This window comes from Arthrobacter sp. BL-252-APC-1A, assembly GCF_009696625.1.
Classification (GTDB): domain Bacteria; phylum Actinomycetota; class Actinomycetes; order Actinomycetales; family Micrococcaceae; genus Arthrobacter_B.
On record NZ_VULS01000004.1, the window covers coordinates 189,569 to 215,791 of the forward strand.

Sequence of the window (26,223 nt, forward strand, 5' to 3'; positions counted from 1 at the left end):
TTGTGCCCGATGTTACTGGCGGGTAACATAGGGGTCAGCCGGCTTCCCGGCCCGGATCACACTGGATCAGCGAAGGACATTCCATGGCAACTATCGACGTCGATAACCTCCCCTACGCGGACGGCGACTTCTACGCATTCGAGGACCTGCTCAGCGACAAGGAGCGCGACCGCCTTCACGAGGTCCGGTCCTGGCTGACAGCAGAGGTGAAGCCCTACGCCAACGACTGGTGGAATGCCGGCACCTTCCCGATGCACATGATTCCCAAGCTGGCGGAACTCGACGTTGTGTCACCGGTCTACCGCCAGGGTTACTCCAACCTCTTTGCGGGACTGTGCCACGCTGAGTTCACCCGCGCGGACACCTCCTTCGCAACCTTCATGGGTGTGCATGACGGACTCTTCACCGGCTCCATCGAGGCGCTGGCATCCGAGGAGCAGAAAGAAGCCTGGCTTCCGGACATTTATGCGCTCAAGAAGATCGGCGCTTTTGGGCTCACCGAGCCGCTGGGCGGTTCCGACGTCGCAGGCGGAACGCGCACCACCGCGCGCCGCGAAGGTTCGAACTGGATCCTGAACGGCGCCAAGCGCTGGATCGGCAACGCCACCTTCTCGGACTGGGTTGTCATCTACGCCCGCGACGAAGCGGACAACCAGGTCAAGGGTTTCCTGGTGGACACGAAGACCGAGGGGTACACCGCCACCAAGATCGAAAACAAAATCGCCCTGCGCACCGTCCAGAACGCCGACATCGTGCTGGATAACGTGGTTGTCAGCGACGATTTCCACCTCAAGGGCGCCAATAGCTTCCGCGACACGAACAAGGTCCTCAAAGTCACCCGCCTGGCTGTCGCCTGGCAGGCCGTGGGCCAGCAGATGGCTGCCTTCGACGTTGCCCGCCGCTACGCGGTTGAGCGTGAGCAGTTCGGCAAGCCGCTTGCCTCCTTCCAGCTGGTCCAGGAACAGCTTGTGCAGATCCTGGGCAACACCGTCAGCTCCATGGGCATGATGGTGCGGCTGGCCCAGCTTGAAGACGAGGGCCGGGCCAAGGATGAGCAGTCGGCTCTGGCGAAGGCTTTCACTACAGCACGGATGCGTGAGTCCGTGGCGCTGGGCCGCAGCATCCTGGGCGGCAACGGAATTGTCACCGACTATGGAATGGCCAAGATCTTCGCAGACGCCGAAGCCATCTACTCCTATGAAGGAACCTACGAGATCAATACGCTTGTGACCGGCCGCGCCATTACCGGCGTCGCCGCCTTCGTATAGCAGGCGCGGGCTTGAAGGACCGGCGCCGAGCGGCAGCAGTACGCTCGGCCGCCGGTCCATCACGAAGCGCAGTGGATCAACGTACTCCCCGTCCAGCCGCACTCCCCAATGCAGGCAGCTGCCGGGGCAGTGCGGTTTGTTGTTTTCCGGGCCGCCGGCCTGCCGCGTTTCCAGCTCGCCGATGACCTGCCCGGGCTCCACCCGGTCCCCAACGGCAGCGGAACCCGAAACCGGTTCGAAGCTGCTCAGCAGGCCCCCGCCGTGATCGACCGTGAGGACTCCCCGGTCCACCACCCGGCCGCTAAACCGGACCGTCCCTGCGGCCGGGGACAGGACCGCATTTCCGGGGCCGGCTGCGAGATCCACTCCGCGGTGCCCGGCCAGCCAGCGCTGGGCAGGCTTATCGAACCGGCGGACAACCTGCGGTTCGGGGTCCAGCGGCCACTGCCAGGACAGGGCAGATGCGGCGCTTGCGGAAGTCTTGCCCATGCCCGGCGGCCACAATGCTGCGCAGGCGGCAAAGACTGCGGCGGCCAGTACCAGAACACAGGCAGCCAGCCGGGCCGCCGGCCCGCCGGAACCAGGCAGCGGACGGGAAACCGGAGAAACACTCATGCCGGCAGTCCACCCGCCGGGACGCGGCTGGAGGGGCGGGGGACCGCCCGAAGTGGACACACGTTCCCGGGGCGCGGAGGTATCGGCTGCTGTGGAGGAGGAGCGGCCGGAAGGGCTCCGCCGCTGTAGTACACTTGACGAAGCAGTTTGCTGCGCGCTGATCCTCCCTGCCCAACCGGGAAAGTTCCCTCCTGCCGCCACTGGCGCCGGAGAACCGCCCGGAAAGTCAGGATGGGAGCAGGAAGACGCGCCTCAGGCTGACTACGCGTGCTCCAATTATCCGCTTTTTCCGCAAAGGAAAAGCGGGTGTGTTCCTGCGGTCCGGTCAACACCGGAAAGGTACACACGCCAACTGCCTGTTCCGGGCAGGAGGCTGATGGGCACCAGGAGCAGCACCCGCCGGGTGCTTCTATTAACCGTCAATAGGCAGCTTTCTTCGCGTGCGCCAAGCGCCGCATGCTGCCGGAAGGAGTGACGACATGCCCGTCGTTACCATGCGCCAGCTGCTCGACAGCGGCGTTCACTTTGGTCACCAGACCCGTCGTTGGAACCCGAAGATGAAGCGCTTCATCTTCACCGAGCGCAACGGCATCTACATCATCGACCTCCAGCAGTCGCTGTCCTACATCGACCGCGCATACGAGTTCGTCAAGGCCACCGTCGCCCACGGCGGCACCGTGCTCTTCGTAGGCACCAAGAAGCAGGCTCAGGAAGCCATCGCAGAGCAGGCCACCCGTGTTGGCCAGCCCTACGTCAACCAGCGCTGGCTCGGCGGCATGCTGACCAACTTCCAGACTGTTGCCAAGCGCATCCAGCGCATGAAGGAACTCGAAGAAATCAACTTCGACGACGTTGCTTCCTCCGGTCACACCAAGAAGGAGCTCCTGCTCCTCAAGCGTGAACTGACCAAGCTGGAATCCAACCTGGGCGGTATCCGCAACCTGACCAAGGCTCCGTCCGTGGTCTGGATCGTGGACACCCAGAAGGAACACCTCGCAGTTGACGAGGCCAAGAAGCTGAACATCCCCGTTGTTGCCATCCTGGACAGCAACTGCGATCCGGACGATGTCGACTTCCCGATCCCGGGCAACGACGACGCCATCCGCTCCGTCAACCTGCTGACCCGCGTTATCGCCGACGCCGTTGCCGAGGGCCTCATCGCCCGCCACAACAAGTCCGGCAACACCGAAGCCCCGGCTGAGCCGCTGGCTGAGTGGGAGCGCGAACTGCTCGAAGGCGCAGCTGCTCCGGCCGCTGAAGCCGCTGCTGAGGCTCCGGCCGCTGAGGCTGCTCCGGAGGCTCCCGCCGCCGAAGCTCCCGCTGCTGAAGCTCCCGCTGAAGAAGCAAAGTAATTCGATTTTCACTGTGATGGCAGCTGCTTTCCAGCAGCTGCCATTGCGGGACCTTCGCCTATGCGGCGGGCCGGAACCCCGGCCCGCCGCATAGCCGGAACTGCACCAATACTTTTATTACGGGAGGACTGGAGTCCAAATGGCGAACTACACCGCTGCTGATATCAAGGCTCTGCGCGAGCGCACCGGCGCCGGCATGATGGATGTGAAGAAGGCTCTCGACGAGGCTAACGGCGATGCCGACAAGGCCATGGAGCTTATCCGCATCAAGGGCCTGAAGGGTGCTACCAAGCGCGAAGGCCGTTCCACCGCTGAAGGCCTGGTTGCTGCCAAGGTCATCGACGGAACCGTTGGCGTGATGGTCGAACTGAACTGCGAGACTGACTTCGTTGCCAAGTCCGCCAAGTTCATCGAACTCGCCGACCGCGTTCTGGCTGCAGCCATCGAGTCCGCTGCCGCTGACGCCGAGACCCTCCTGGCCTACGAAGTGGACGGCAAGCCGCTGTCCGAGGTTGTTGTCGAAGAAGGCGCAATCCTGGGCGAGAAGGTTGTTGTCCGCCGCGTTGCACGCGTCGAGGGCAAGACCGTTGACGCTTACCTGCACAAGACCTCCAAGGATCTGCCTGCACAGGTTGGCGTGCTCTTCGCCGTTGACGGCGAAGGCGACGCAGCTTTCACCGCAGCCCACGACATCGCAGTCCACACTGCGGCATATGCTCCGACCTACCTGACCCGGGACGAAGTTCCCTCGGACATCGTCGAGAACGAGCGCCGCATTGCTGACGAGACCGCACGCGCCGAGGGCAAGCCCGAAGCTGCACTGCCGAAGATCGTCGAAGGCCGCCTGACCGGCTTCTTCAAGGAGATCGTGCTGCTGGACCAGCCGTTCGCCAAGGACGCCAAGAAGACCGTTGCCGCTGTTCTGGAAGAAGCCGGCGTCAAGCCGACCGCCTTCGCCCGGTTCCGCGTCGGAGCCTAAGGCACCGAAAATACGCGAACGCACAGCGGACGCGAAATGATGGCATAGAGGGGGTGGCCACCGAAAGGTGGCCACCCCTTTTGCCTGTCCAAATCCCCTTATTACTCTTGAAACAGCTGACAAGTTCACGCACCAGCATTGCCCCGGGAGGCATCATGGACCACGCCCTGACAGAAACCGACACTCCGCGCCGCCGCGTCCTGCTAAAGCTCTCCGGCGAGGTGTTCGGGGGAGGGAAACTCGGCGTTGATCCGGAAACGGTCCGCTCCGTGGCAAAGCAGATCGCCGCGACCGTAGGTGAGGTAGAGACCGCCATCGTGGTCGGCGGAGGCAACTTCTTCCGCGGTGCAGAGCTCTCCCAAAGCGGCATGGACCGCTCACGGGCCGACTACATGGGCATGCTTGGCACGGTCATGAACTGCCTGGCGCTGCAGGACTTCCTGGAACAGGCAGGCGTGGAGACGCGGGTGCAGAGCGCGATCACAATGGGCCAGGTCGCTGAAGCCTATATTCCCCGCCGCGCGATCCGCCACCTGGAAAAGGGCCGCGTAGTCATCTTCGGCGCCGGGGCAGGCCTGCCGTACTTCTCCACGGACACAGTGGCCGCCCAGCGCGCACTGGAAGTCCACGCCGACGAGGTCCTGATGGCCAAGTCAGGCGTAGACGGGGTCTACACGGCAGATCCGAACAAGGACCCCAATGCGCAGCGCCTTGAAACCCTCACGTATGACGACGCGCTGCGCCAGGACATCCGCGTCATGGACCAGACGGCTATGACCATGTGCAAGGACAACAACCTCTCCATGGTGGTCTTCGGCATGGAAGGTGAAGGCAACGTGACCCGGGCCATCCGCGGCGAAAAGATCGGCACCGTAGTTTCAAACTGACACTCCTTCCCGGAGCGGCTTCCGCCCGGTCGCCGTGCGGCATCGCCGCAGGTGCCGCCGCGGGAGCCGCGCGGGTTAGGATGGTAGAAGAGTCCAAACCACGCCGCTGCCCGGTATGTACTGCAAGATTTACTGCAAGTATTTCCGGCACTGGCCTTTTCCCTGCAACGAGGAGACACCGTGATCGAAGAGACCTTGAAAGAGGCAGCCGACAAGATGGACAAGGCTGTGGAGGTTGCCAAGGAGGACTTCTCGACAATCCGCACCGGCCGCGCCAATCCCGCACTCTTCTCCAGAGTCCTGGTCGATTACTACGGTTCCCCTACCCAGCTGCAGCAGCTGGCCTCCTTCGCGACGCCGGATGCACGCACCCTGCTGATCACCCCGTACGACGTCACCGCGCTTCGTGCGATCGAGCGTGCACTTAGCGACTCGGAAGTTGGTGCCAACCCCTCCAACGACGGCAAGGTCATCCGCGTCATCATGCCGGAACTGACTCAGGACCGCCGCAAGGAATACGTGAAGATTGTCCGCGGCAAGGGCGAAGACGCCAAGGTCTCCGTACGCAACATCCGCCGCAAGGCGAAGGATGCCCTGGACCGCCTGGTCAAGGACGGGGAGATCGGCGAAGACGACGGCAACCGGGCCGAGAAGGACCTGGACGCCCTGACCAAGGCTCACACCGACTCGATCGATGAGCTGCTCAAGCGCAAGGAAGCCGAGCTGCTCGAGGTCTGATGAACCAATCCCAGCCTTCTACCCAGGCTGGCGGAAAACCGTCTCCTGAGGCAGACCCGGCAGCGAAGGGCACGGACATGGACGGTCCCGCCAGCCGCAGGGCCCGCAGCTCAGCTGCCCGCACGCGGAAAGCAGCCAAGGAGCGCAAACCCTCGAAAGCCGGGCGGAACCTGCCCGCAGCCATCGCCGTCGGCGTAGTGCTGCTCGGGGCGCTGCTCGTGGGCCTGTTGTTCAGCCCGGTTGCCATTGCCGTGATCGCTGCGGCTTTTTCCGCCGTCGGCGTCTGGGAAGTCTCCCGTGCGCTGGAGGTCCGCGGGATCAGGGTTCCGCATGTGCCGGTCCTGGTGGGAGCGGTAGCCATACCGCTGGCGGCCTATTTTGGCGGTACCGAAGCACTGGCCTTCGCGCTTGCCGGAACCGGAATCGCGGTGTTGCTGTGGCGGAGCATTGATACGGCCCAGGACGCGCTGCGGAGCATCCTCGCCGGTGTATTTGTGCTGCTGTGGATTCCGTTCCTGCTCAGCTTCGCGCTGCTGCTGCTGCGCGAACCGGAGGGCCAGATCCGCGTGGCTGTCCTGCTGCTGCTGGTAGTGGCCAATGATACGTTCGGCTACCTGGTGGGCGCGTTCCTCGGCAAGCACCCAATGGCGCCGAAGATCAGTCCCAAGAAATCATGGGAAGGTTTTGGCGGTTCAGCCGCCGGCGCCACCGTGGTCGGCATCCTGGCATCGGTCCTGTTCCTGGACCAGCCGTGGTGGTTTGGCCTGGTGCTTGCTGTCGCAACAGTCGCGGCTGCAACAGCCGGTGATTTCTCCGAATCGATGATCAAACGCGAGCTCGGCGTGAAGGACATGTCCAATCTGCTGCCCGGACACGGCGGCGCGATGGACCGGCTGGATTCGGTGGTCTTTGCCTCACCCGTGGTATTCCTGCTGTCCGTGCTGCTGGTCCCGGGCTCAATGTAAGGTTCCCCGGGGAGTCCTGCCCAGGTCTCGGCCGGCGAACACGTAAGATATTTTCGACGGTCCCGCATCCCGTGGCGGAAGAAGACTTGACACCAAAGGATTAGTTGAACATGAACGATGCGAGGCAGGCGAGTGCCCCCTTTGAGCGTGTGGGCCGAAGGGAATACGGCTATAACGTCCGCCAGGTCGACGACTTCCTGACCAAGGCCCGGAACTACTACAACTCAGAGACACCGGGAGCAAAGGTCATCACCAGCCGCCACGTCCGTTCAATGGCGTTCGATCCGGCCAAAGGAGGCTATGAGGCTCAGGCCGTCGACGCCGCCCTGGACCGCCTCGAAGACGTCTTCGCCCAGCGTGAGCGCGACCGCCTCATCAAGGAGAAGGGCGAGGAAGCCTGGCTCCTGCAGATCGGCCGGACCTCCGCCGTGCTGCGCGCCCGGCTGCACCGCAAGCCGGGGGAGCGGTTCCGCCGCCCCACCAAAAAGCGCGCGCACAGCTACAACGTGCGCGACGTCGATGCTCTCTGCAACGAACTGCTCGGGTACTTCGAGCACGACCGCCCGCTTTCCGTTGATGTGGTCCGCAGGGCAGTCTTCCGCGAAGCCAAGGGCGACGCCGGCTACGAGGAAACGCAGGTGGATGCCTTCCTGGACCGCGTCGTCGAGCTTATGGCCGCCATCGACTAACTCTCTTTTCATCGAGAGGCCAGTTACGGCTCTTACCAGCGCTGGTAGGAGCCCTAACTGGCCTCTCGGCGTTTAAACAGGGGCGCAGAATGCGTTCCGGGGTATGCAGCCGGGCCAGGAAACGTGCGGTTCCGGCTGGAATGGTCCCCGGCCCGCGAAGGGATACAAGGACGGTGACGGCGAAGGCCGCCGGGACCGTCCACGCAGCCGGCTGCTCAAGCCACACGGGAACCGCTCCGCCGGACACTGACAACACACCTCCGGCCACAATCGCGCCGCCGCACAGCACCGCACCGGTCAGCATCCCGGCAACCGCTCCGGCAGCGGTCAGCCGCCGCCACCAGATCCCCATCAGCAGCAGCGGGCACAAAGTTGATGCAGTAAACGCGAAGACCATTCCCACGCTGCCGGCCAGCGCCTGGGTGTTGGTCAGCAGGGCCAGGCCCAGCGGAACCGCACCGGCCAGCAGGGTAGCTGTTCGGAAACCACGGATGCTGCCCCGGAAGAACTCCTGGCTGATCACACCGGCCAGGGACACGATCAGTCCGCTGGAGGTGGACAGGAACGCAGCGAAGGCCCCGGCAGTGACGAAGGCCGCCAGCAGGTCTCCGAGCGCGCCGTCGAACACCTGCGCAGGCAGCAGAAGCACCGTTGCGTCCGCGTTGCCATCCCCGGCCAGGTCAGGCAGGTAGGTGCGGCCCAGGATGCCGTACAGCGTGGGGAACACGTAGAAAACGGACAGCAGCCCCAGCACGATCAGCGTGGTGCGCCGGGCGGACACGCCGTCGGGATTCGTGTAGAAGCGCACAAGGACGTGCGGCAGCCCCAGCGTTCCGCACAGCAGGGCAATACTGAGTGAAACATTGCGGTAGACCGAGTCGGCGACTGCCGTGTCGGTCCCGAAGTCGAAAGCGGCGCCTGAATTGGTCCATGACACGCCGTCTGCGCCGAGCCGGAAGAGGATAAAGAGGACCGGAACGGCCAGCGCCACCAGCTTGAGCCAGTACTGGAATGCCTGCACGAACGTAATGGAGCGCATCCCGCCGCTGAGCACGCTCAGGCAGACGATCACGACGACGGCGGCGGACCCCGCCCAGCCCGGCAGCCCGGTGGTCAGGCCCACCGTCAGTGCTGCCCCGTGCAGCTGAGGCACAATGTAGAGCCATCCCACGGCGACCACCAGGAGGGACGTGACCCGGCGCGCGGGCAGTGAGTCGAGGCGCGCACGGGCGAAGTCTGGAACGGTGTACGCGCCGGAGCGCCGCAGCGGCGCTGCAACGAACAACAGCAGCATCAGGTAGCCGGCGGTGTAGCCGATCGGGAACCAGAGTGCGTCCACGCCGGAGACCAGCACCAGCCCGGCAACCCCGAGGAAACTGGCTGCGGATAGGTACTCACCGCCGATCGCGGATGCATTCCACCACGGCTTGACCGTCCGGGAAGCAACGTAGAAATCGCCGGTCGTCCGGGAGATCCGCAGGCCGTACGCGCCGATCAGCAGTGTTGCCAAGGTGACTGCGGCCAGCGCTGTGTAGCCCACGCCGGGGCTGACTTCCCATGTCACCTGGCGCTACCCTTCATCCAGGAGGTCCTGGAAACGTTTCTCGTTCCGGTTGGCACTGCGCACGTAGAGCGCGCCGCTGATGATCACCAGCGGATACACCCCAAACCCCAGCAGCACCCAGGGGACAGGAATGCCCAGCAGTTCCAAGGCCCCTATCTCCGGAAACAGGGCCAGCACCAGGGGGACGCCCAGCAGGATTAGCCCGAAACCGCCCGCCACTACCAGTGCCAGCCGCAGCTGTGAGCGGATCAGGGAGGAGAGGAAAACCTCGCCGACCTCGGACTGCTCATCCAGTTCCCGCGCGACGGGAAACGCCGGGGGGACAGCTCCGGGACGCGGGGGAGCAGTGACCCGGACCCGCTGCGGGCGGTTCTCGCCGCTCATGCCGAAGGCCGGACCCGGCCCGAAGCCAGCGTGCTGCGGACCGTGGGCAGATGCCGGCGGCTCACCGGAAGTTCGTCGGAGCCTATGCGGATACTCGCCCTGCCTGCGTTGAGCCGCACCTGGGTGATCTGGCTGCGGGCCACCAGATAGGAGCGGTGGATCCGCAGGAACCCGGCGTCCGCCCACTGGGCTTCAAGCTCGGCCAGCGGAATTCGGACCAGGTAACTGGTCTCTTCGGTGTGGAGGCGGGCATAGTCGCCCTGTGCCTGCACATAGCGGATATCCTCCCGGCGGATCATCCGGGTGGTGGCACCCTGCACCACGGTAACGACGTCGCCGTCCTCGGCGCTCTCTGTTCCGGAGCCTGCCAGCGCCTCGCTGATCCGGCGCACCGATTCAGTGAGGCGTTCAGTACGGACCGGTTTGAGCAGGTAATCAAGTGCTGCCAGATCGAAGGCATCAAGGGCATGGTCCTCGTCGGCGGTGACGAAAACAACGGCGGGAGCCCGCTCCTTGCGGGCCAGCGCCCTGGCGATGTCCAGTCCGGACAGGGCGGGCATGTGGATGTCCAGGAACACGGCGTCGACGTCGGCCGTCTCGATGGCGTGCAGTGCCTGGGCGCCGCTGGAAGCACGCAGGACCGTGCCGATGCGCGAATCCCGGCCCAGCAGGAAAGCCAGCTCGTCGACGGCGGGAGCTTCATCGTCGGCGACCACCACGGTCAGCTGCTTTGCGGATTTGGGCATGTGATCCAGACTACTTCCTTTACGTTTGATGCCCCGGCTGCGACTTGGGGATGCGCATGGTGATCAGGGTTCCGGCGCCCTCCGCCGTGTCGATCACCAGACCGTGCGCGTCCCCGTAAACCTGGCGCAGCCGGAGGTCAACGTTCCGCAGTCCCACGTGGTCGCCGTCGGCGTGCCCGGCGAACAGCGCCTGCAGTTTTTGTGGATCCATCCCCACTCCGTTGTCCTCCACAGTGATTTCGGCGAGGGCACCGGCGTCACGGGCGGAGATGGTGATGTGGCCTTCGCCGTCGATTGAATCCAGGCCGTGCCGCACCGAGTTCTCCACCAGGGGCTGGAGGGACAGGAACGGAATCACCGTGCCGAGGACTTCGGGACTGATCTGAAGGCTCACCTTGAGCCGTTCCCCAAAACGTGCCCGTTCCAGGAGCAGATAGCGGTCAATGGACTGCAGCTCCTCGGCGAGCGTGGTGAAGTCTCCGTGGCGGCGGAAGGAATACCGGGTGAAATCCGCGAACTCCACCACCAGTTCGCGTGCCCGCTGCGGATCGGTGTTGATGTAGGAGGCAATGGCATTTAGCGAGTTGTAGATGAAGTGCGGACTGATCTGTGCGCGCAGCGCCTTCACCTCTGCCTCCATCAGCAGCGCCCTGGACGCATCCAGCTCCACCAGCTCCACCTGGGCAGCAACCCAGTCGGCGACGTCGTTGGTTGCTCGGATGAGCCCGGCGCTGATCGACGGCGCGAAGATGCCCAGGGTGCCAACCGCCTGGCCGTTGGCGCGCAGCGGGCAAACCAGGAGCTCCCCGCCGTCCTGCAGCCCCAGCGCCCGCAGGGCGGGTCCGCGGAACACCTTGGTCCGTCCGGATTCAAGCACCCCCCGTGCAGCGAAGAAGATCCGTTCCCGCCGCTGCGGCGTGTCCGCCAGCACGCCCTCCCAGGCAAGAACACCGCCGGTGTCGGTCATGAACAGGGTCTCGCAGCGCAGCAGGCCGCGCAGGTGCCGGCTGGCACGGGAGGCTCCGGCCGGCGTGAGTCCGGCGCGAAGGTGGCGCGAAGCGAGCGACGCCGTGTGCAGGGTCGCGTAGGCTGCCCGCTCGGCGTCGGACCCCAGGTCCCGCTGGGAGCGGCTCAGCCGATAGCCCAGCGCAGCCACGGCTGCGAGCGTCAGGACGGCAACAGCGCAGACCAGAGCGACTTCCAAGGCGGCGGGCATGGCTCCCAGACTACCCAGTCCTGCAGCCCCTCAACGGCTCCGGGGATGCCGTTTGGCGCACGGATGGGCCCGTTCACCGACACAGGTGCGCGATAAGTGGCACCGGATGCATCCGCATTGGAAAAGTGATGCCCATCACAGCCGGCGTGCTGGCGGTCGCAGGTCCCCGATGGATCCGCGGTATCAGTGCCGTACCGCCGCACGTGCCCAACCCAAGGAGGAGAGATGGCTGAACACCAGCCACATTCACACCCCGAAAGCGAGGCGCCGGTCGACTTCCGGGAAGTCCAGCGGTCCCCGCAGTTCCAGGAGCTGCGCAAACGCCAGCGCAGCTTCATCTTTCCCATGGCCGTGGTCTTCCTCGTCTGGTACTTCGCCTACGTGCTGCTCGCTGACTACGCGCACGACTTCATGTCCACTCCGGTCATTGGCAACATCAACATCGGTCTGATCCTGGGCCTGCTGCAGTTCGTCAGCACCTTCGGCATCACCATGTGGTACGTCAGCTACGCCAACCGCCGCCTCGATCCGATCGCCTCCGAACTGCGCGGCGAGCTGGAGGCCAAAGGCGTGTCCCTTCCCGAGGAGACCAAATGAACACCCTCTACATCCCCGCCGCCGTCACCGCCGACGCCGTCCGGGAAACCGGCTGGCTGAACATGCTGATCTTCGGCCTGTTCGTGGCCGTGACCCTTGTGGTGGTGCTGCGTGCCAGCCGCAACAACAAGACCGCAGCCGACTACTACGCAGCCGGGCGTTCCTTCACCGGCCCGCAGAACGGCACCGCCATCGCCGGCGACTACCTCTCTGCAGCGTCCTTCCTCGGCATCGTCGGAGCCATCGCCATCAACGGCTATGACGGCTTCCTTTACTCCATCGGCTTCCTGGTTGCCTGGCTCGTGGCCCTGCTGCTGGTAGCCGAAATGCTGCGCAATACCGGCAAGTTCACCATGGCCGACGTGCTTTCCTTCCGGCTCAAGCAGCGCCCGGTCCGCATCGCCGCGGCTACCACTACCCTGGCTGTCTGCTTCTTCTACCTGCTGGCCCAGATGGCCGGCGCCGGCGGACTTGTTTCCCTGCTCATGGGCATCGACTCGAAGCTCGGCCAGTCCCTGGTGATCACCGTCGTCGGCGGACTCATGATCATCTACGTACTGGTCGGCGGCATGAAGGGCACCACCTGGGTGCAGATCATCAAGGCCTGCCTCCTGATTGCCGGTGCGGGCGTCATGACCGTCTGGGTCCTGGCCATCAACGGCTTCAACCTCTCCGAACTGCTTGGCTCCGCCGTCGAGATGTCCGGCAACGCCGCGATCCTCGATCCGGGACTGCAGTACGGCAAGTCTGAAACCTCCAAGCTGGACTTCATCTCCCTCGGCCTGGCCCTGGTGCTTGGCACCGCAGCCCTGCCCCACGTGCTGATGCGCTTCTACACGGTTCCCACCGCCAAGGAAGCCCGCCGCTCCGTAGTCTGGGCCATCTGGCTGATCGGCCTGTTCTACCTGTTCACCCTGGTCCTCGGCTACGGCGCCGCTGCCCTGATTGAGCGGGAGACCATCATAGGAGCTCCGGGCGGCGTGAACTCCGCTGCTCCGCTGCTGGCCTTCGCCCTGGGCGGGCCGGTCCTGCTGGGACTGATCGCCGCCGTCGCATTCGCTACCATCCTGGCTGTTGTGGCCGGCCTGACCATCACGGCAGCTGCCTCCTTCGCCCACGACATCTACGCCAACGTTGTCCGCAAGGGCAAGGTGGATGCCGACGGCGAGGTGAAGGTTGCCCGCCGGACCGTGCTGGTGATCGGCGTCGTGTCAATCCTGGGCGGCATTGGTGCCCAGGGGCAGAACGTTGCCTTCCTGGTCGCCCTGGCCTTCGCCGTCGCGGCCAGTGCCAACCTGCCCACCATCATCTACTCGCTCTACTGGCGCCGCTTCAACACCCGCGGTGCTGTCTGGAGCATGTACGGCGGCCTGGGCTCGGCCATCCTGCTGATCATCTTCTCGCCGGTTGTCTCCGGTGCTGAAACCTCGATGATCGCCGGAGCCGACTTCGCGATCTTCCCGCTGAACAACCCGGGCCTGGTCTCGATTCCGCTGGCGTTCTTCCTGGGCTTCCTGGGCACTGTCACCAGCAAGGATGACGAGTCTCCGGAAAAGCAGGCGGAAATGGAAGTCCGTTCGCTCACCGGTGTTGGCGCCGAGAAGGCAGTGGACCACTAGGTTTACCGCACGGTAAGAAGGGCGCCTCCCCATTCCTGGGGAGGCGCCCTTTTCCGTGCCTGGAAGCTGGTGGCAGTACTGCATGGGTGCGACGCCGCGGCGGCCCGCCTGCGGACCCCGGAAGCGGGCTATTCGGCGGCGGCAGGTCCACGGTCGAGCAGCGGGGCCACCCGGTAGGGGATCAGCTCACCCATCGCCAGGGTGGTGTCGGAACGTTCGACGCCGGGCACGGAAAGAATCGCCTTGTTCACCCGGAACAGGTCTTCGGCGTCAAGCGCCACAATCCGCAGCAGCAGGTCCGCAGCTCCGGTCAGTCCGTGGGCCTCCACGACCTCCGGTACAGCGGAAAGATCAGCGGTGATCTCTGCCAGCCGCTGCTGCTGGACATGCACATGGACGAAAGCCATCAGCGGGTACCCCAGGGCCACCGGGTTGATCCGCCGTTCAAAGGAGAGGAAGGCACCTTTCTTTTCCATCCGTGAGAGCCGCGCCTGGACCGTGTTGCGGGAGATCCCCAGCCGGCCGGCCAGGGCGACCACGGTCCGCCGGGGATCCGTAGCCATGGCCCGCAGGACGCGGAAGTCGGTGGAGTCCAGAATCTGCATAGTGCGCAACGCTAGCACGGGGTGAAACGCCGAAGCAGGGCAGTATGCGCAATCGGAGCGCATGTGGTTGTGCTGCCTGCGCTGTGTGAGTAGGGTCACATCCTATCTGGGCAACGGCGCCCGGCATCAGGTTCGGACCCCACCACCCCCGGGGCCCCAACACGAAAGGATGCGTATCAAAGTGTCCCTGCATATCCCGGTAGACCATCCCGAAAACACCGGGACGGAACCGAACGATCCATATGTTCAGCTCATCCGGCCCGACGGCACGCGCGTGGCTGACACGTTCTACAGCCGCTGGGTCCAGGACGTCGACGCGGAGATCCTCCGCGGCCTGTACCGGGACATGGTCCTGGTACGGCGGATCGACACCGAAGCCACGTCGCTCCAGCGGCAGGGAGAACTGGGGCTGTGGCCCCCGCTCCTGGGACAGGAAGCCTCCCAAATCGGATCCGCCCGGGCGCTGCGCCCAACCGACTTTGTATTCAGCAGCTACCGCGAGAACGCAGTGGCCTACTGCCGCGGAGTGGAGTTCGCAGACCTCATGCGCGTCTGGCGCGGCAACGCAGCAGGCGGCTGGGACCCGTACTCGGTGAACATGGCTCCCACGCAGGTGATCATCGGCGCCCAGGCGCTGCACGCCGCGGGTTATGCCATGGGTATCGCCCAGGACGGTGCCGACGACGCGGCGATCAGCTACTTCGGAGACGGCGCCACCAGCCAGGGCGATGTCAATGAGGCGATGGTCTTTGCCGCCAGCTTCCAGGCGCCGGTCATCTTCTTCTGCCAGAACAACCAGTGGGCTATTTCGGAACCGGTTGGGCTGCAGGCCGCCATTCCCATTGCCAACCGGGCACCGGGATTCGGCATACCCTCCATCCGGGTGGACGGGAACGACGTCCTGGCCGTCCTCGCCGCTACCCGCGAGGCACTGGACCGTGCCCGCAGCGGCGCAGGCCCAACCTTCATTGAAGCCGTCACCTACCGGATGGGTCCGCACACCACCGCTGATGACCCCACCCGCTACCGTGATGCGGCGGAGCTTGAGGACTGGCGGCGCCGCGATCCGATTACCCGGCTTGGCACCCTCCTGCAGAACGAGGGAGAAGCAGACAGTGCCTTCCTCGCCTCCGTGGATGCCGACGCCGATGCGCTGGCGGGCGGGCTCCGCGAGGCCTGCCTGACCATGCCTGATCCGGGGCCGCAGGACGTCTTCGCGCACGTCTACGCGGAGCCGAACAGCTGGCTGGACCGGCAGCAGGAACACTATGGGGCCTACCTGGCAATGATGGATGTCCCGGCGGAAGGAAACACCCGATGAGCAGCATGACTTTCGGCCGCGCGATCACTGCCGGACTGCACGACGCCCTGGCGGCAGACCCAAAGGTCGTGCTGATGGGGGAGGACATCGGCAAGCTTGGCGGAGTCTTCCGCATAACGGATGGACTGCAGGCCGAGTTCGGCCCCAAACGGGTCATGGACACCCCGCTGGCCGAATCCGGCATCGTCGGCACCGCCGTCGGACTGGCCTACCGCGGCTACCGCCCGGTTGTTGAGATCCAGTTCGACGGGTTCATCTATCCGGCTTTCGACCAGATCGTTTCCCAGGTTGCCAAGATGCATTACCGGACCAGGGGCGCAGTGAAGCTACCCCTGACCATCCGCGTGCCCTTCGGCGGCGGCATCGGCTCACCGGAACACCACTCGGAGTCCCCGGAGGCCTACTTCACCCACACTTCCGGGCTGCGGGTGGTCAGTGTGTCCAACCCGCAGGACGCCTACACCATGATCCGGCAGGCGATTGCCTCGGACGACCCGGTGCTCTACTTCGAGCCCAAGCGCCGCTACCACACCAAGGGGAACGTCGAACAGACTCTCGAAGGTGCGCTGCCGATGGGCTCAGCCCGTGTTGCAGCACCGGGGACGGACGTGACGCTGGTGGCCTACGGTCCGCTGGTTATGACGGCGCTTGATGCAGCGACGGCGGCCGGGGACGAGGGAATCTCAGTGGAGGTGATCGACCTGCGCTCGCTGGCCCCGGTGGATTACGACGCCGTTGAGGCCTCGGTGCGCAAGACCGGCCGGCTTGTGGTGACCCATGAGGCCGCCCAGTCCGGGGGCCTTGGCGCGGAGATCGCCGCCAGCATTACGGAACGCTGCTTCGATTTCCTTGAACATGCACCCGTCCGGGTGACCGGGTTCGATATTCCCTACCCGCCCGCACGGCTGGAAAAGCACCACCTTCCCGACCTTGACCGGATTCTGGACGGGGTTGACCGGGTGATGCGCCGGCCCAACTCACTGGAGCCCGCCGCCGTCCTGGAAGGAGTCCGCGGATGATCCGGGAATTCCGGCTGCCGGACCTGGGTGAAGGCCTGACCGAGTCCGAGATCCTTTCCTGGCGGGTGGCCGAGGGCCAGCTGGTCACGCTCAACCAGGTCATTGCGGAAGTGGAGACGGCGAAGGCCGTGGTGGAGCTGCCGTCTCCCTTCGAGGGGGTCGTGGCCAGGCTCCACGAGGCCGAGGGCACTGTTGTTGAGGTAGGCAAACCCATCATCAGCTTCGACGTCATCGATACTGACGTACCTGTACCGGCTGAGCCGGAACCACAGCGCCGCCAGCCCACCCTTGTGGGGTACGGCGCTGAACCCGACCGCGCCGGACGCCCCGCACGACGGGCACGCCGCGGGCTTGCAGCGCCGGCGGAACCGACGCCGCCGGCTCCGGCTCGGGCTCCGTCCCCGGCGGCAGCACCGGCACCGGCCGCAGCACCTGCTCCCGCCGCGGTGATCACTGACGCCCCGGTCCGGGAACGGCCGCGTTCCACGCCCCCGGTGCGCAAACTAGCCCGCGATCTGGGTATTGACCTCGCTTTGCTGACCGGGACCGGCCCGCAGGGCAGGATCCTCCGGGCGGATGTGGAGGCCGCCAGGCTGGCGGACCGTGGACGTTCCGGAGAATCCGTGACGGCTGAGACGGCCGTGCCGCCGGTGGTTGCCGACGCCCCGCATCTGGGTCAGGGCCGCGAAGAACGGATCCCGATCGCCGGGATCCGGAAGCACACCGCCGCGGCGATGGTGTCCAGCGCCTTCACCGCGCCGCACGCCACCGTCTTCCTTACGGTGGACGTCACGGCGTCCATGCAGCTGCTGGAGAAGCTCAGGTCACGCAAGGAGTACGACGGCGTGCGGCTGACTCCGCTTGTCCTGGCCGCCAAAGCTGTGTGCCTGGCGCTGCGCCGGCACCCTGAGCTGAACGCCCGCTGGGATGAACCAGCACGTGAAATCGTCCGCTACCGCTACGTCAACCTCGGGATTGCCGCGGCAACCCCCCGCGGCCTGATGGTACCCAACATCAAGGATGCCCAGGACCTTGGCCTGCGGGAACTGGCCCTGGCCATTTCGGATCTGGCACGCACCGCCCGGGAGGGACGCACGCCGCCTGCGGCGCTGTCCGGGGGCACCGTCTCCATCTCGAATGTGGGGGTCTTTGGGGTGGATGCCGGGACACCGATCCTGAACCCGGGGGAGGCCGCGATCCTGGCCCTGGGTGCGGTCCGGAGCCAGCCCTGGGAGTACGAGGGCGGAATTGCGCTGCGCCAGGTGACTACCCTAAGCCTGTCCTTTGACCACAGGCTGGTGGACGGGGCCGAAGGCGCCGCCTTCCTCCGGGACATCGGAGACGTGCTCGCCGAGCCGGCGATGGTCCTGGCGATGGACTGACCCAGGAGCCGCCGCGTCGGCCGCTTAAACTGCACAGGGCCCTTCTCCACCGTCCGGGAGAGGGGCCCTGCTGCAGTATGGTCGGCCAGTCTACGCCAGCTCGAGTTCCAGTTCGCGGACCACGGCACCGCGCGCATTGGCGAAGGTCTGTGCTTCGCCGATGACCTTGAAGCCGTAGCGTTCCAGGATGCGGATGGAGCTGACGTTGTCGGCCACGGCACGTGCCCGGATGGGGCGCTCAGGGAACTCTTCGAGGAAAAGTCCCACCGCCGCCGTCGTGATTCCCTGTCCCCAGCGGGAACGGTCAATCCAATAGCTGATCTCCGGGACGGCGCCGTCGCGGTAGGCCAGGATGGAACCAACGATTTCGCCGTCGGCAACGATCGTGCGCACGGTCACGCCGGAATCACTGAGGATCTGCTGCCAGTGAAGATCAAAGACACCCCGGTCTGAGGGATTCTTGGCGGCAAAGGCAGCCATATGGTTGGCGCCCGGGTCCAGCTGATGGGTGAAGAACTCATCAACGTCGCCCGGTTCTACGGCACGAAGCTCAATCACGGCAGGTCTTTCTGCTCGGGGGTTTTCTCCAGCGTACTAGGCATTCAGGGCTGCCCATGCCATGCGTTCGAGCAGGGCGCGGAGTTTGACGGTCTCGCGGGCGGTGGTTTTGCTGGTGAGGGTGTGGGAGGTGGAGTTGATCAGGCCGAACACTGCCTGCGCCCGGTGGCGCAGCAGCGGCAGTCCGGAGTTTGGGTGAAGGGCCGAGATGGCGTCCACCCAGACTTCAACGTACTGGCGCTGGAGCTGGCGCACAGCGCGCTCGTCGTCTTCGGGGAGGCTGGCAAGGTCGCGGTCCTGGACCCGGATGACGTTCGGCTGGCGCAGGGCGAAATCCACCTGGAATTCGATCAGTCCGCTCAACGCTGCTTCCGCGGTATCCGATTCAGCCACGACGGCGATGCCGCCTTCCAGCAGGTCCTTGCTGACCCCGACCAGCAGGGCTGAAAGCATGGCCGACTTGCCGCTGAAGTGGCGGTACACCGCCGGCCCGCTGACTCCCGCAGCCGCTCCCAGCTCTTCGATTGAGACCCCGTTGTAGCCTTTCTCGGCGAAAAGCGCGGCCGCGGCGTCCAGCATCGCAGCCCGGCGGGACGCCTTCGCGGCGCTCCTGCCCGTAGCGGTGCGCGGGGTGCTCTTGGTGGAATCCATGCCTGCCTTTCCGCGGTTCAATTTGGGGCAACCCTTCTATTGTGGTGGACAGGTCAGTTAATAGCCACTAACCTAATCCGAGTTAGCGTGCATTAACCAACACCTGTGATCCGGTTCACGGTTCCGGAAGACGCTCAACCTAAGGAAGTCGATGGAGACCCTTGCCACAGCGCTGGACGCCGCGTCGGCGTCGTACGCGGCCAACGATGCAGCCCAGCGGGTCCTCGCGGGGGAACTGCGCAAGCGGCTGGCTGAGACTGCCGAGGGCGGACCGCCCCGGTCCCGGGAGCGGCACACAGCCCGGGGGAAACTGCTCCCGCGCGAACGCATCGAAGCACTGCTCGACGACGGCAGCCCGTTCCTCGAGATCGCCCCGCTGGCGGCGAACGGCATGTACAACGACGAAAGTCCTGCTGCCGGACTGATTGCCGGAATCGGCCTGGTCCACGGACGGCACGTGATGGTGCTGTCCAACGACGCCACGGTCAAGGGCGGCACCTACTATCCCATGACAGTAAAGAAGCACCTGAGGGCACAGGAAGTTGCCCTGGAAAACCGGCTTCCGTGCATCTATCTGGTGGACTCCGGCGGAGCGTTCCTGCCGCTGCAGGATGAGGTGTTCCCGGACCGGGAACACTTTGGGCGGATCTTCTACAACCAGGCCCGCATGTCGGCAGAAAAGATCCCGCAGATTGCAGCCGTGCTCGGATCCTGCACTGCGGGAGGGGCCTACGTGCCGGCCATGAGTGACGAGACAGTCATTGTCCGCAACCAGGGCACGATCTTCCTGGGCGGACCGCCGCTGGTGAAGGCAGCCATTGGCGAAGTCGTCACCGCGGAGGAACTGGGCGGCGGGGAGCTGCACTCCAGGACCTCCGGAGTCACCGACCACCTTGCCGAAAATGATGCCCATGCCCTCGAAATCGTCCGGAACATTGCGGAGACCTTCCCTGACCCGAGGCGTGCCTGGGAGCCGGTCGAGGCGGTAGAACCCGCCGTGGATCCCCGGGAACTGTATGCGGCTGTGCCCGCCGACCTGCAGACCCCGTACGACGTCCGTGAAGTGATTGCCCGCATTGTCGACGGCAGCGCCTTCCACGAGTTCAAGAAGGAATACGGCACCACGCTGGTGACCGGCTTCGCACGGCTGCACGGACACCGCGTGGGCATTGTGGCGAACAACGGGGTGCTGTTCAGTGAGTCCGCGCAAAAGGGTGCGCACTTCATCGAGCTGTGCGACCAGCGGGGCATCCCGCTCATCTTCCTGCAGAACATTTCAGGGTTCATGGTCGGGCGGGACTACGAGGCCGGGGGAATCGCCCGGCACGGCGCCAAGATGGTTACCGCGGTGGCCACCTGCCGGGTTCCCAAACTGACCGTCGTGATCGGCGGATCCTTCGGCGCCGGCAACTACTCCATGTGCGGCCGTGCCTACTCGCCGCGCTTTTTGTGGATGTGGCCGGCTGCCCGGATCTCAGTGATGGGAGGAAGCCAGGCCGCTTCAGTCCTGGCGACCGTGCGCCGGGACGCCCTTGAAGCCCGCGGAGAGGAATGGGGCTCCGAAGACGAAGAAGCATTCCGGGAACCCATCCGCCGGGATTACGACGCCCAGGGAAGTCCGTACTACTCCACGGCCAGGCTCTGGGATGACGGCATCATCGATCCGGCTGACACCCGTACCGTGCTTGGACTGGCCCTGGATGTCTGCGCCAATGCACCGCTTCCCGAAACTTCCTTCGGCCTCTTCCGGATGTGAGCAGATGACCATGGAGAACAAACCACTGACCGCGTTCGGCACCGTACTGGTTGCCAACCGCGGCGAAATCGCCTGCCGCGTCATCCGGACACTCCGGCGCCTTGGCATCCGCAGTGTGGCCGTCTACAGCGACGACGACGCCGGTGCCCGCCACGTCCGTGAAGCAGACACCGCCGTGCGCCTGGGTCCAGCCGATCCGCGCCGCAGCTACCTGGACGCCGAAGCCGTCCTGGCTGCCTGCCGTGCCTCCGGAGCGCAGGCTGTACACCCCGGATACGGTTTCCTCAGCGAAAACCCGTCCTTCGCAAGGCTCCTGGCGGAGAACGGAATCGCCTTCATGGGCCCCGGGGTCAAAGCCCTTGAACTGATGGGGGACAAGATTGCCTCCAAGAACCATGTGTCCGGCTACGGGGTGCCTGTTATCCCGGGCATCGCGGAACCCGGACTGAGCGATGCGGACCTGCTCGCTGCTGCGGACACCGTGGGCTACCCGCTCCTGATCAAGCCGTCGGCGGGCGGCGGCGGCAAGGGCATGCACGCCGTAAGCGCCCCGGATGAACTGCCCGGGGCGCTGGCTTCGGCCCGGCGAGTGGCGGCAGCCGCCTTCGGAGACGACACACTGTTCCTGGAACGGCTGGTCTCCGCGCCCAGGCACATTGAGGTCCAGGTGCTGGCCGACACCCACGGGAATGTGATTCACCTCGGGGAGCGTGAGTGCTCACTCCAGCGCAGACACCAGAAGGTCATCGAGGAAGCGCCGTCGGTCCTGCTCGATTCAGCCACCCGGGAACGGATCGGGGCAGCGGCCTGCGAAGCTGCCCGGTCGGTGGATTACACCGGAGCCGGGACCGTTGAGTTCCTGGTGTCCGGTGAGGCACCGGACGAGTTCTTCTTCATGGAAATGAATACCCGGCTGCAGGTCGAGCACCCGGTCACGGAGATGGTGGCCGGAATCGACCTGGTGGAGTGGCAGGTCCGGATCGCTGCCGGTGAGCCGCTGGAACTGTCCCAGTCCGAGGTGCGGCTGGACGGCCACGCCGTGGAAGCACGTGTATATGCCGAAGATCCCGCGGCCGGGTTCCTGCCGACGGCAGGACGGGTGGACCTCCTGCGCGAAGCCGCCGGCGAAGGAGTGCGGACAGACTCAGGTCTGCTGGCCGGGCAGACGGTTTCCTCCAGCTATGACCCGATGCTCGCCAAGGTCATCGCCTGGGGAGCTGACCGGCAGCAGGCAATGGGCCGGCTGGACGCGGCGCTCGCCGGGACCGTCATCCTGGGCATCGGAACCAACATCGAATATCTGCGCCTGCTGCTGGCTGATCCTGCCGTCCAGGCCGGGGACCTGGACACCACACTCATTGAGCGGCGCCTGCCGGAACTGGCTTTCCAGGAACCCGGAGACCCGGAACTTGCTGCCGCCGCGCTGTTAAAGCTGGCTGGGCTCCGGGGCGGCGTGCACGGCACGCACGGCAAGCTGGCAGGAGCCGCGGCCCCCTGGAACCGGGCGGACAGCTGGCGGATCGGGGGCCCGCGTCCGCTTTCCGTGGCGGTAACGGCCGCTGGCACGGAGCGCACTGTAGAAGTGCTCGGATCGCCGGATGCTGCCCGGCTGAACATCGACGGGGGACCGGAGCGCTCAGCGGGCCTTGAGGTGGACGGGAGCCTGCTGCGCCTGGAGCTGGACGGTGTTGTGCACACCCTGCACTTTGCCCTGGTCCCGGGTGCCGGCGGCTCGGAGGTTCTCTGGACTTCCAGGGAGGGCTACACCGCCGTGCTGGATCTGCCGGACCGCACCGAGCGGCTGCGGAACCAGCTCGCGGCTGCGGGAAAGACCGAAGGGGCTGCCGATCCGGTACTGCGCTCGCCGATGCCGGGCACCGTCGTAACCGTGGCAGCCGCAGACGGGGACACCGTCGAAGCCGGCCAGGTGCTGCTGGGGGTTGAAGCCATGAAGATGGAGCACCAGCTCAGCGCCCCCGTGGCGGGACGGGTCTCCCTGGCCCTGCGGCCGGGAGATTTGGTCAAGGCCGGGCAGGTCCTGGCCACCGTAACGCCGCTGGACGAAACCGAACCACCTACCCAAGGAGCAGGCCATGCCCAGCTTTGAGCTCAGTGAAGAACACCAGGCGCTGTCAGACACAGTGAGGGAATTCGCGGACGAAGTAGTCGCTCCCGTGGCTGCACTGCACGACGCCGAGCATTCCTTCCCCTACAAGGTCGTCGAACAGATGGGGGAGATGGGCCTGTTCGGTCTGCCCTTCCCCGAGGAGTACGGCGGCATGGGCGGGGACTACTTTGCCCTGGCCCTGGCCCTGGAGCAGCTGGCCAGGGTGGACCAGTCCGTGGCAATCACGCTCGAGGCCGGAGTATCCCTGGGCGCCATGCCGATCTACCGGTTCGGCACCGAGGAACAGAAGCAGAAGTGGCTGCCTGGCCTGGCCCAGGGCACAGCGCTCGCCGGATTCGGCCTGACCGAGAGCGAAGCAGGCTCCGACGCGGGAGGAACCAAGACCACCGCCCGGCTGGACGGCGGACAGTGGGTGATCAACGGCAGCAAGGAGTTCATTACCAACTCCGGTACGGAGATCACCTCGCTCGTCACCGTTACCGCGGTCACCGGTACGTCGGAAAACCCCGACGGCAGCATCCGCAAGCATATTTCCACCATCGTTGTGCCCTCCGGTACCCCGGGTTTCACGGTCGAGAAGGCGTACAACAAGGTGGGTTGGAACGCCTCCGACACCCACCCGCTGACCTTGGCTGACGTGCGGGTTCCGCAGGAGAACCTGCTGGGCGCCGAAGGCCGCGGCTTTGCGAACTTCCTGCAGATCCTGGACGAAGGCCGCATCGCGATCGCGGCCCTTGCCACCGGCGCTGCCCAGGGCTGCGTGGACGAGGCCGTGCGTTATGCAGGCGAGCGTGTTGCCTTCGGCACCACCATTGGGAGCAACCAGTCAATTGCGTTCAAGATCGCCCGAATGCAGACCCGCGCCCATAATGCCCGGCTGGCCTACTATGACGCCGCGGCCAGGATGCTGGCAGGCAAACCGTTCAAGGTCCAGGCCGCGATGGCAAAACTGGTTGCCGGTGAAGCAGCGATGGACAACGCCAGGGATGCAACCCAGGTCTTTGGCGGCTACGGTTTCATCAATGAATTCCCAGTGGCGCGTCATTACCGGGATTCAAAGATCCTGGAGGTAGGTGAAGGCACCTCCGAGGTCCAGCTCATGCTCATTGCCCGGGAACTGGGGCTCTGAGCCGGCACAAGTTGGTCAACGGCGATTAACGGACGGACACATCATGATTGACAAGACAGTAGCCACGGCGGAAGAAGCCGTGGCGGACATTCCCAGCGGCGCCTCCCTGGCGGTAGGCGGGTTCGGGCTCTGCGGCATCCCGGAAGTACTGATTTCAGCGCTGCACGCCCAGGGCGCAGACGGGCTCGAAACAGTCTCCAACAACTGCGGGGTTGATGACTGGGGGCTGGGCCTGCTCCTTGCAGACCACCGCATCCGGCGCACCGTGAGCTCCTACGTGGGGGAGAACAAGGAGTTCGCCCGCCAGTTCCTGGCCGGCGAACTGGAAGTTGTCCTCACCCCGCAGGGAACCCTGGCCGAGAAGCTGCGGGCGGGCGGCGCCGGCATCCCGGCGTTCTACACCGCCGCAGGAGTCGGGACGCAGGTCAGCGAGGGCGGGCTGCCCCAGAAGTACGACGCCGAGGGGCTGGTTTCTGTGGCCTCGGAGCCGAAGGAAGTCCGCAGCTTCGGCGGACGGGAGTATGTCCTGGAGGAATCCCTCACCCCGGACTACGCGCTGGTCCATGCCTGGAAGGGGGACCGGCACGGCAACCTCGTCTTCCACGCCTCAGCCATGAACTTCAACCCGCTGTGCGCCATGGCGGGCAGAACCACCATCGCGGAAGTCGAAGAACTCGTGGAACCGGGGGAGATCAATCCGGCCGAGGTCCACGTGCCCGGCATCTTCGTTCAGCGGGTTGTGCTGACCGGTCCCGGGGAGAAGCGGATAGAGAAGCGGACCGTCGCGCAGGCCAAGGCGGCACCGGCAACGGCAGCGCCCGAAACAGCGCTGGCAGGGGAGGGATCCTAATGGCACTGACACGCAACGAACTGGCGGCCCGGGTGGCCCGGGAACTCGAAAACGGACAGTACGTGAACCTGGGCATCGGCATGCCGACCCTGATTCCGAACTACATTCCCGAGGGAGTGGAGGTGGTGCTGCATTCGGAGAACGGGATTCTCGGCGTCGGGCCCTACCCGGAAGAAGCTGCACTTGATCCGGACCTCATCAACGCAGGCAAGGAAACCGTTACGGTCAACCGCGGCGCGGCGTTCTTCGACTCTGCCCAGTCCTTCGGCATGATCCGGGGAGGCCACGTGGATGTGGCCGTCCTGGGCGCCATGGAGGTAGCGGCCAACGGGGACCTGGCAAACTGGATGATCCCCGGGAAAATGGTCAAGGGCATGGGAGGTGCCATGGACCTGGTGTTCGGCGCCAAGCGTGTGATCGTCATGATGGAGCACCTGGACCGGTCCGGCCGGCCGAAGATCGTGGAGCAGTGTTCCCTTCCCCTGACCGGCAAGGGCTGTGTGAACCTCATCGTCACGGACCTGGCTGTCATTGAGGTTGGTTCCGAAGGACTGGTGCTGCGTGAGACAGCACCCGGGGTCAGCGTGGAGGACGTCGTTGCCGCCACCGGTGCGCCGCTGGAGGTCTCCCTTGGTGTCTGACACCGCCGGGGGAGCCGCGCCGGACGAAACCGCGGCAGCGAAGGTGGTGGTTCAGCGCGGGCTCTTCTTTGATGAACTTGAGCCCGGGACCGTCTACGAGCACCGGCCGGGCCGCACCCTGACTGAAGCGGACAACGTCCTGTTCAGCACGCTCACCATGAACCCGCAGGCCCTGCACCTGGATGCTGCCTACTCAGCCGGGCAGCCCTTTGGGCAGCGGCTGGTCAACTCGATGCTGACCCTGGCCGTGATGGTTGGGCAGTCCGTAGGCCAGCTGACCCAGGGCACACTGGTGGCGCAGCTGGGACTGACCGACGTCGCCTTCCCCCACCCGCTTTTCCACGGGGACACCCTGTACTCGCAGACCAGGGTCGCCGGTAAGCGGCTCTCCGGGTCACGCCCGGGGCAGGGGATCGTGGCACTGGAGCACACGGGGCGCAACCAGGACGGCACAGTGGTGGCCACCTTCACGCGGAGCGCGCTGATGTGGACGTCGGACGGATACCGCCAAAGCGGTGCCCCGGGCGGCGTCCTGCACTGACCATTTCCGGGAGGCCATGTAGG

Annotated in this window: 25 protein-coding genes and 1 pseudogene; 18 read left to right on the top strand and 8 right to left on the bottom strand. The window is 65.3% G+C overall.

Going from position 1 to position 26,223, the window contains the following annotated elements:
* Positions 1-83: 83 nt before the first annotated feature.
* The gene (locus FYJ28_RS08255; RefSeq protein WP_154578963.1) at positions 84-1,268 is read left to right on the top strand and encodes an acyl-CoA dehydrogenase family protein; all 1,185 of its coding nucleotides are present in this window, start codon (positions 84-86) and stop codon (positions 1,266-1,268) included.
* An 84-nt stretch (positions 1,269-1,352) separates the two neighbouring features.
* On the opposite strand, the pseudogene FYJ28_RS08260 reads toward FYJ28_RS08255, so the two are convergent.
* Positions 1,353-1,883, bottom strand: a pseudogene (locus FYJ28_RS08260) (M23 family metallopeptidase); the annotation flags it as partial.
* 479 nt (positions 1,884-2,362) lie between these two features.
* Between FYJ28_RS08260 and rpsB the strand changes: the two are divergent.
* From rpsB to FYJ28_RS08290, 6 genes are all read left to right on the top strand, one after another.
* The gene (rpsB, locus tag FYJ28_RS08265) at positions 2,363-3,235 is read left to right on the top strand and encodes a 30S ribosomal protein S2 (RefSeq protein WP_154578964.1); all 873 of its coding nucleotides are present in this window, start codon (positions 2,363-2,365) and stop codon (positions 3,233-3,235) included.
* Positions 3,236-3,374: 139 nt separating this feature from the next.
* On the top strand, positions 3,375-4,214 hold the full coding sequence (gene tsf / locus FYJ28_RS08270; protein WP_154578965.1) for a translation elongation factor Ts: 840 nt from the start codon (positions 3,375-3,377) through the stop codon (positions 4,212-4,214).
* Between the two features lie 155 nt (positions 4,215-4,369).
* A complete protein-coding gene (gene pyrH, locus FYJ28_RS08275; protein WP_055240404.1) occupies positions 4,370-5,101 on the top strand; it encodes a UMP kinase in 732 nt (243 codons plus the stop codon).
* Positions 5,102-5,281: 180 nt separating this feature from the next.
* A complete protein-coding gene (frr, locus tag FYJ28_RS08280) occupies positions 5,282-5,839 on the top strand; it encodes a ribosome recycling factor (RefSeq protein WP_055240405.1) in 558 nt (185 codons plus the stop codon).
* Positions 5,839-6,804, top strand: a complete 966-nt coding sequence (locus FYJ28_RS08285; protein ID WP_195840631.1) for a phosphatidate cytidylyltransferase — start codon at positions 5,839-5,841, stop codon at positions 6,802-6,804. The genes frr and FYJ28_RS08285 overlap by 1 nt, the downstream gene beginning before the upstream one ends.
* Before the next feature lie 110 nt (positions 6,805-6,914).
* Positions 6,915-7,493 (top strand): DivIVA domain-containing protein, encoded by a 579-nt coding sequence (locus FYJ28_RS08290; RefSeq protein WP_195840632.1) that lies wholly within the window; start codon positions 6,915-6,917, stop codon positions 7,491-7,493.
* On the opposite strand, the gene FYJ28_RS08295 is transcribed toward FYJ28_RS08290, so the two are convergent.
* The 4 genes from FYJ28_RS08295 to FYJ28_RS08310 are packed head-to-tail and all read right to left on the bottom strand — an operon-like array spanning position 7,474 to position 11,403.
* Positions 7,474-9,057 carry a sodium/solute symporter gene (locus tag FYJ28_RS08295; RefSeq protein ID WP_326831599.1) on the bottom strand — a complete coding sequence of 528 codons (1,584 nt, stop codon included), beginning with the start codon at positions 9,055-9,057 and terminating at the stop codon, positions 7,474-7,476. The genes FYJ28_RS08290 and FYJ28_RS08295 overlap by 20 nt on opposite strands.
* A gap of 6 nt (positions 9,058-9,063) precedes the next feature.
* Positions 9,064-9,441 carry a hypothetical protein gene (locus tag FYJ28_RS08300; protein ID WP_055240408.1) on the bottom strand — a complete coding sequence of 126 codons (378 nt, stop codon included), beginning with the start codon at positions 9,439-9,441 and terminating at the stop codon, positions 9,064-9,066.
* Complete coding sequence (locus tag FYJ28_RS08305) at positions 9,438-10,187, bottom strand: LytR/AlgR family response regulator transcription factor (protein WP_055240409.1); 750 nt, start codon at positions 10,185-10,187, stop codon at positions 9,438-9,440. Before FYJ28_RS08305 ends, FYJ28_RS08300 begins: the two co-directional genes overlap by 4 nt.
* A gap of 19 nt (positions 10,188-10,206) precedes the next feature.
* Positions 10,207-11,403 (bottom strand): sensor histidine kinase, encoded by a 1,197-nt coding sequence (locus FYJ28_RS08310; protein WP_154578967.1) that lies wholly within the window; start codon positions 11,401-11,403, stop codon positions 10,207-10,209.
* Positions 11,404-11,628: 225 nt separating this feature from the next.
* Between FYJ28_RS08310 and FYJ28_RS08315 the strand changes: the two genes are divergently transcribed.
* Together FYJ28_RS08315 and FYJ28_RS08320 are read left to right on the top strand one after the other, a co-directional pair.
* Positions 11,629-12,000 (top strand): DUF485 domain-containing protein, encoded by a 372-nt coding sequence (locus tag FYJ28_RS08315; protein ID WP_055240411.1) that lies wholly within the window; start codon positions 11,629-11,631, stop codon positions 11,998-12,000.
* Positions 11,997-13,619 carry a solute symporter family protein gene (locus FYJ28_RS08320; RefSeq protein ID WP_055240412.1) on the top strand — a complete coding sequence of 541 codons (1,623 nt, stop codon included), beginning with the start codon at positions 11,997-11,999 and terminating at the stop codon, positions 13,617-13,619. The genes FYJ28_RS08315 and FYJ28_RS08320 overlap by 4 nt, the downstream gene beginning before the upstream one ends.
* Positions 13,620-13,747: 128 nt before the next feature.
* Here the strand turns inward: FYJ28_RS08320 and FYJ28_RS08325 are convergent, their stop codons facing one another.
* Complete coding sequence (locus FYJ28_RS08325) at positions 13,748-14,224, bottom strand: Lrp/AsnC family transcriptional regulator (RefSeq protein WP_154578968.1); 477 nt, start codon at positions 14,222-14,224, stop codon at positions 13,748-13,750.
* Between the two features lie 169 nt (positions 14,225-14,393).
* Here FYJ28_RS08325 and pdhA point away from each other — a divergent pair, with 169 nt between their 5' ends.
* The 3 genes from pdhA to FYJ28_RS08340 are packed head-to-tail and all read left to right on the top strand — an operon-like array spanning position 14,394 to position 17,946.
* Positions 14,394-15,545, top strand: a complete 1,152-nt coding sequence (gene pdhA / locus FYJ28_RS08330) for a pyruvate dehydrogenase (acetyl-transferring) E1 component subunit alpha (protein ID WP_055240414.1) — start codon at positions 14,394-14,396, stop codon at positions 15,543-15,545.
* On the top strand, positions 15,542-16,564 hold the full coding sequence (locus FYJ28_RS08335) for an alpha-ketoacid dehydrogenase subunit beta (RefSeq protein ID WP_154578969.1): 1,023 nt from the start codon (positions 15,542-15,544) through the stop codon (positions 16,562-16,564). The genes pdhA and FYJ28_RS08335 overlap by 4 nt, the downstream gene beginning before the upstream one ends.
* On the top strand, positions 16,561-17,946 hold the full coding sequence (locus FYJ28_RS08340) for a dihydrolipoamide acetyltransferase family protein (protein WP_154578970.1): 1,386 nt from the start codon (positions 16,561-16,563) through the stop codon (positions 17,944-17,946). Before FYJ28_RS08335 ends, FYJ28_RS08340 begins: the two co-directional genes overlap by 4 nt.
* Before the next feature lie 90 nt (positions 17,947-18,036).
* Here the strand turns inward: FYJ28_RS08340 and FYJ28_RS08345 are convergent, their stop codons facing one another.
* Positions 18,037-18,504: a GNAT family N-acetyltransferase gene (locus FYJ28_RS08345; protein WP_082413434.1), complete on the bottom strand. Its 468-nt coding sequence runs from the start codon at positions 18,502-18,504 to the stop codon at positions 18,037-18,039.
* A gap of 36 nt (positions 18,505-18,540) precedes the next feature.
* Complete coding sequence (locus tag FYJ28_RS08350; RefSeq protein WP_055242028.1) at positions 18,541-19,155, bottom strand: TetR/AcrR family transcriptional regulator; 615 nt, start codon at positions 19,153-19,155, stop codon at positions 18,541-18,543.
* Between the two features lie 151 nt (positions 19,156-19,306).
* Here FYJ28_RS08350 and FYJ28_RS08355 point away from each other — a divergent pair, with 151 nt between their 5' ends.
* From FYJ28_RS08355 to FYJ28_RS08380, 6 genes are read left to right on the top strand one after another with little or no spacing between them, the layout of a single operon-like run.
* Positions 19,307-20,911, top strand: coding sequence for a carboxyl transferase domain-containing protein (locus FYJ28_RS08355; protein WP_154578971.1), 1,605 nt, complete (start codon positions 19,307-19,309; stop codon positions 20,909-20,911).
* A gap of 4 nt (positions 20,912-20,915) precedes the next feature.
* The gene (locus FYJ28_RS08360) at positions 20,916-23,018 is read left to right on the top strand and encodes an ATP-binding protein (RefSeq protein ID WP_154578972.1); all 2,103 of its coding nucleotides are present in this window, start codon (positions 20,916-20,918) and stop codon (positions 23,016-23,018) included.
* A complete protein-coding gene (locus FYJ28_RS08365; RefSeq protein ID WP_055240419.1) occupies positions 23,005-24,168 on the top strand; it encodes an acyl-CoA dehydrogenase family protein in 1,164 nt (387 codons plus the stop codon). The genes FYJ28_RS08360 and FYJ28_RS08365 overlap by 14 nt, the downstream gene beginning before the upstream one ends.
* A 43-nt stretch (positions 24,169-24,211) precedes the next feature.
* The gene (locus tag FYJ28_RS08370; RefSeq protein WP_154578973.1) at positions 24,212-25,018 is read left to right on the top strand and encodes a CoA transferase subunit A; all 807 of its coding nucleotides are present in this window, start codon (positions 24,212-24,214) and stop codon (positions 25,016-25,018) included.
* The gene (locus FYJ28_RS08375; protein ID WP_055240421.1) at positions 25,018-25,659 is read left to right on the top strand and encodes a CoA transferase subunit B; all 642 of its coding nucleotides are present in this window, start codon (positions 25,018-25,020) and stop codon (positions 25,657-25,659) included. Before FYJ28_RS08370 ends, FYJ28_RS08375 begins: the two co-directional genes overlap by 1 nt.
* Entirely contained in the window at positions 25,652-26,200 is a 549-nt protein-coding gene (locus tag FYJ28_RS08380) for a MaoC family dehydratase (protein ID WP_055240422.1), read from the top strand. The genes FYJ28_RS08375 and FYJ28_RS08380 overlap by 8 nt, the downstream gene beginning before the upstream one ends.
* Positions 26,201-26,223 lie beyond the last annotated feature (23 nt).

What these genes read in the sequence shown, in the direction of transcription:
- FYJ28_RS08255 (WP_154578963.1), top strand. Translation starts at nt 84, where the DNA reads ATGGCAACTATCGACGTCGATAACCTCCCCTACGCGGACGGCGACTTC.
- FYJ28_RS08310 (WP_154578967.1), bottom strand. Translation starts at nt 11,403, where the DNA reads ATGCCCGCCGCCTTGGAAGTCGCTCTGGTCTGCGCTGTTGCCGTCCTG.
- FYJ28_RS08355 (WP_154578971.1), top strand. Translation starts at nt 19,307, where the DNA reads ATGGAGACCCTTGCCACAGCGCTGGACGCCGCGTCGGCGTCGTACGCG.
- FYJ28_RS08350 (WP_055242028.1), bottom strand. Translation starts at nt 19,155, where the DNA reads ATGGATTCCACCAAGAGCACCCCGCGCACCGCTACGGGCAGGAGCGCC.
- FYJ28_RS08360 (WP_154578972.1), top strand. Translation starts at nt 20,916, where the DNA reads ATGACCATGGAGAACAAACCACTGACCGCGTTCGGCACCGTACTGGTT.
- FYJ28_RS08315 (WP_055240411.1), top strand. Translation starts at nt 11,629, where the DNA reads ATGGCTGAACACCAGCCACATTCACACCCCGAAAGCGAGGCGCCGGTC.
- FYJ28_RS08340 (WP_154578970.1), top strand. Translation starts at nt 16,561, where the DNA reads ATGATCCGGGAATTCCGGCTGCCGGACCTGGGTGAAGGCCTGACCGAG.
- FYJ28_RS08285 (WP_195840631.1), top strand. Translation starts at nt 5,839, where the DNA reads ATGAACCAATCCCAGCCTTCTACCCAGGCTGGCGGAAAACCGTCTCCT.
- pyrH (WP_055240404.1), top strand. Translation starts at nt 4,370, where the DNA reads ATGGACCACGCCCTGACAGAAACCGACACTCCGCGCCGCCGCGTCCTG.
- rpsB (WP_154578964.1), top strand. Translation starts at nt 2,363, where the DNA reads ATGCCCGTCGTTACCATGCGCCAGCTGCTCGACAGCGGCGTTCACTTT.
- FYJ28_RS08300 (WP_055240408.1), bottom strand. Translation starts at nt 9,441, where the DNA reads ATGAGCGGCGAGAACCGCCCGCAGCGGGTCCGGGTCACTGCTCCCCCG.
- FYJ28_RS08305 (WP_055240409.1), bottom strand. Translation starts at nt 10,187, where the DNA reads ATGCCCAAATCCGCAAAGCAGCTGACCGTGGTGGTCGCCGACGATGAA.
- FYJ28_RS08365 (WP_055240419.1), top strand. Translation starts at nt 23,005, where the DNA reads ATGCCCAGCTTTGAGCTCAGTGAAGAACACCAGGCGCTGTCAGACACA.
- FYJ28_RS08325 (WP_154578968.1), bottom strand. Translation starts at nt 14,224, where the DNA reads ATGCAGATTCTGGACTCCACCGACTTCCGCGTCCTGCGGGCCATGGCT.
- pdhA (WP_055240414.1), top strand. Translation starts at nt 14,394, where the DNA reads ATGCGTATCAAAGTGTCCCTGCATATCCCGGTAGACCATCCCGAAAAC.
- FYJ28_RS08290 (WP_195840632.1), top strand. Translation starts at nt 6,915, where the DNA reads ATGAACGATGCGAGGCAGGCGAGTGCCCCCTTTGAGCGTGTGGGCCGA.
- FYJ28_RS08335 (WP_154578969.1), top strand. Translation starts at nt 15,542, where the DNA reads ATGAGCAGCATGACTTTCGGCCGCGCGATCACTGCCGGACTGCACGAC.
- FYJ28_RS08320 (WP_055240412.1), top strand. Translation starts at nt 11,997, where the DNA reads ATGAACACCCTCTACATCCCCGCCGCCGTCACCGCCGACGCCGTCCGG.
- FYJ28_RS08370 (WP_154578973.1), top strand. Translation starts at nt 24,212, where the DNA reads ATGATTGACAAGACAGTAGCCACGGCGGAAGAAGCCGTGGCGGACATT.
- tsf (WP_154578965.1), top strand. Translation starts at nt 3,375, where the DNA reads ATGGCGAACTACACCGCTGCTGATATCAAGGCTCTGCGCGAGCGCACC.
- FYJ28_RS08375 (WP_055240421.1), top strand. Translation starts at nt 25,018, where the DNA reads ATGGCACTGACACGCAACGAACTGGCGGCCCGGGTGGCCCGGGAACTC.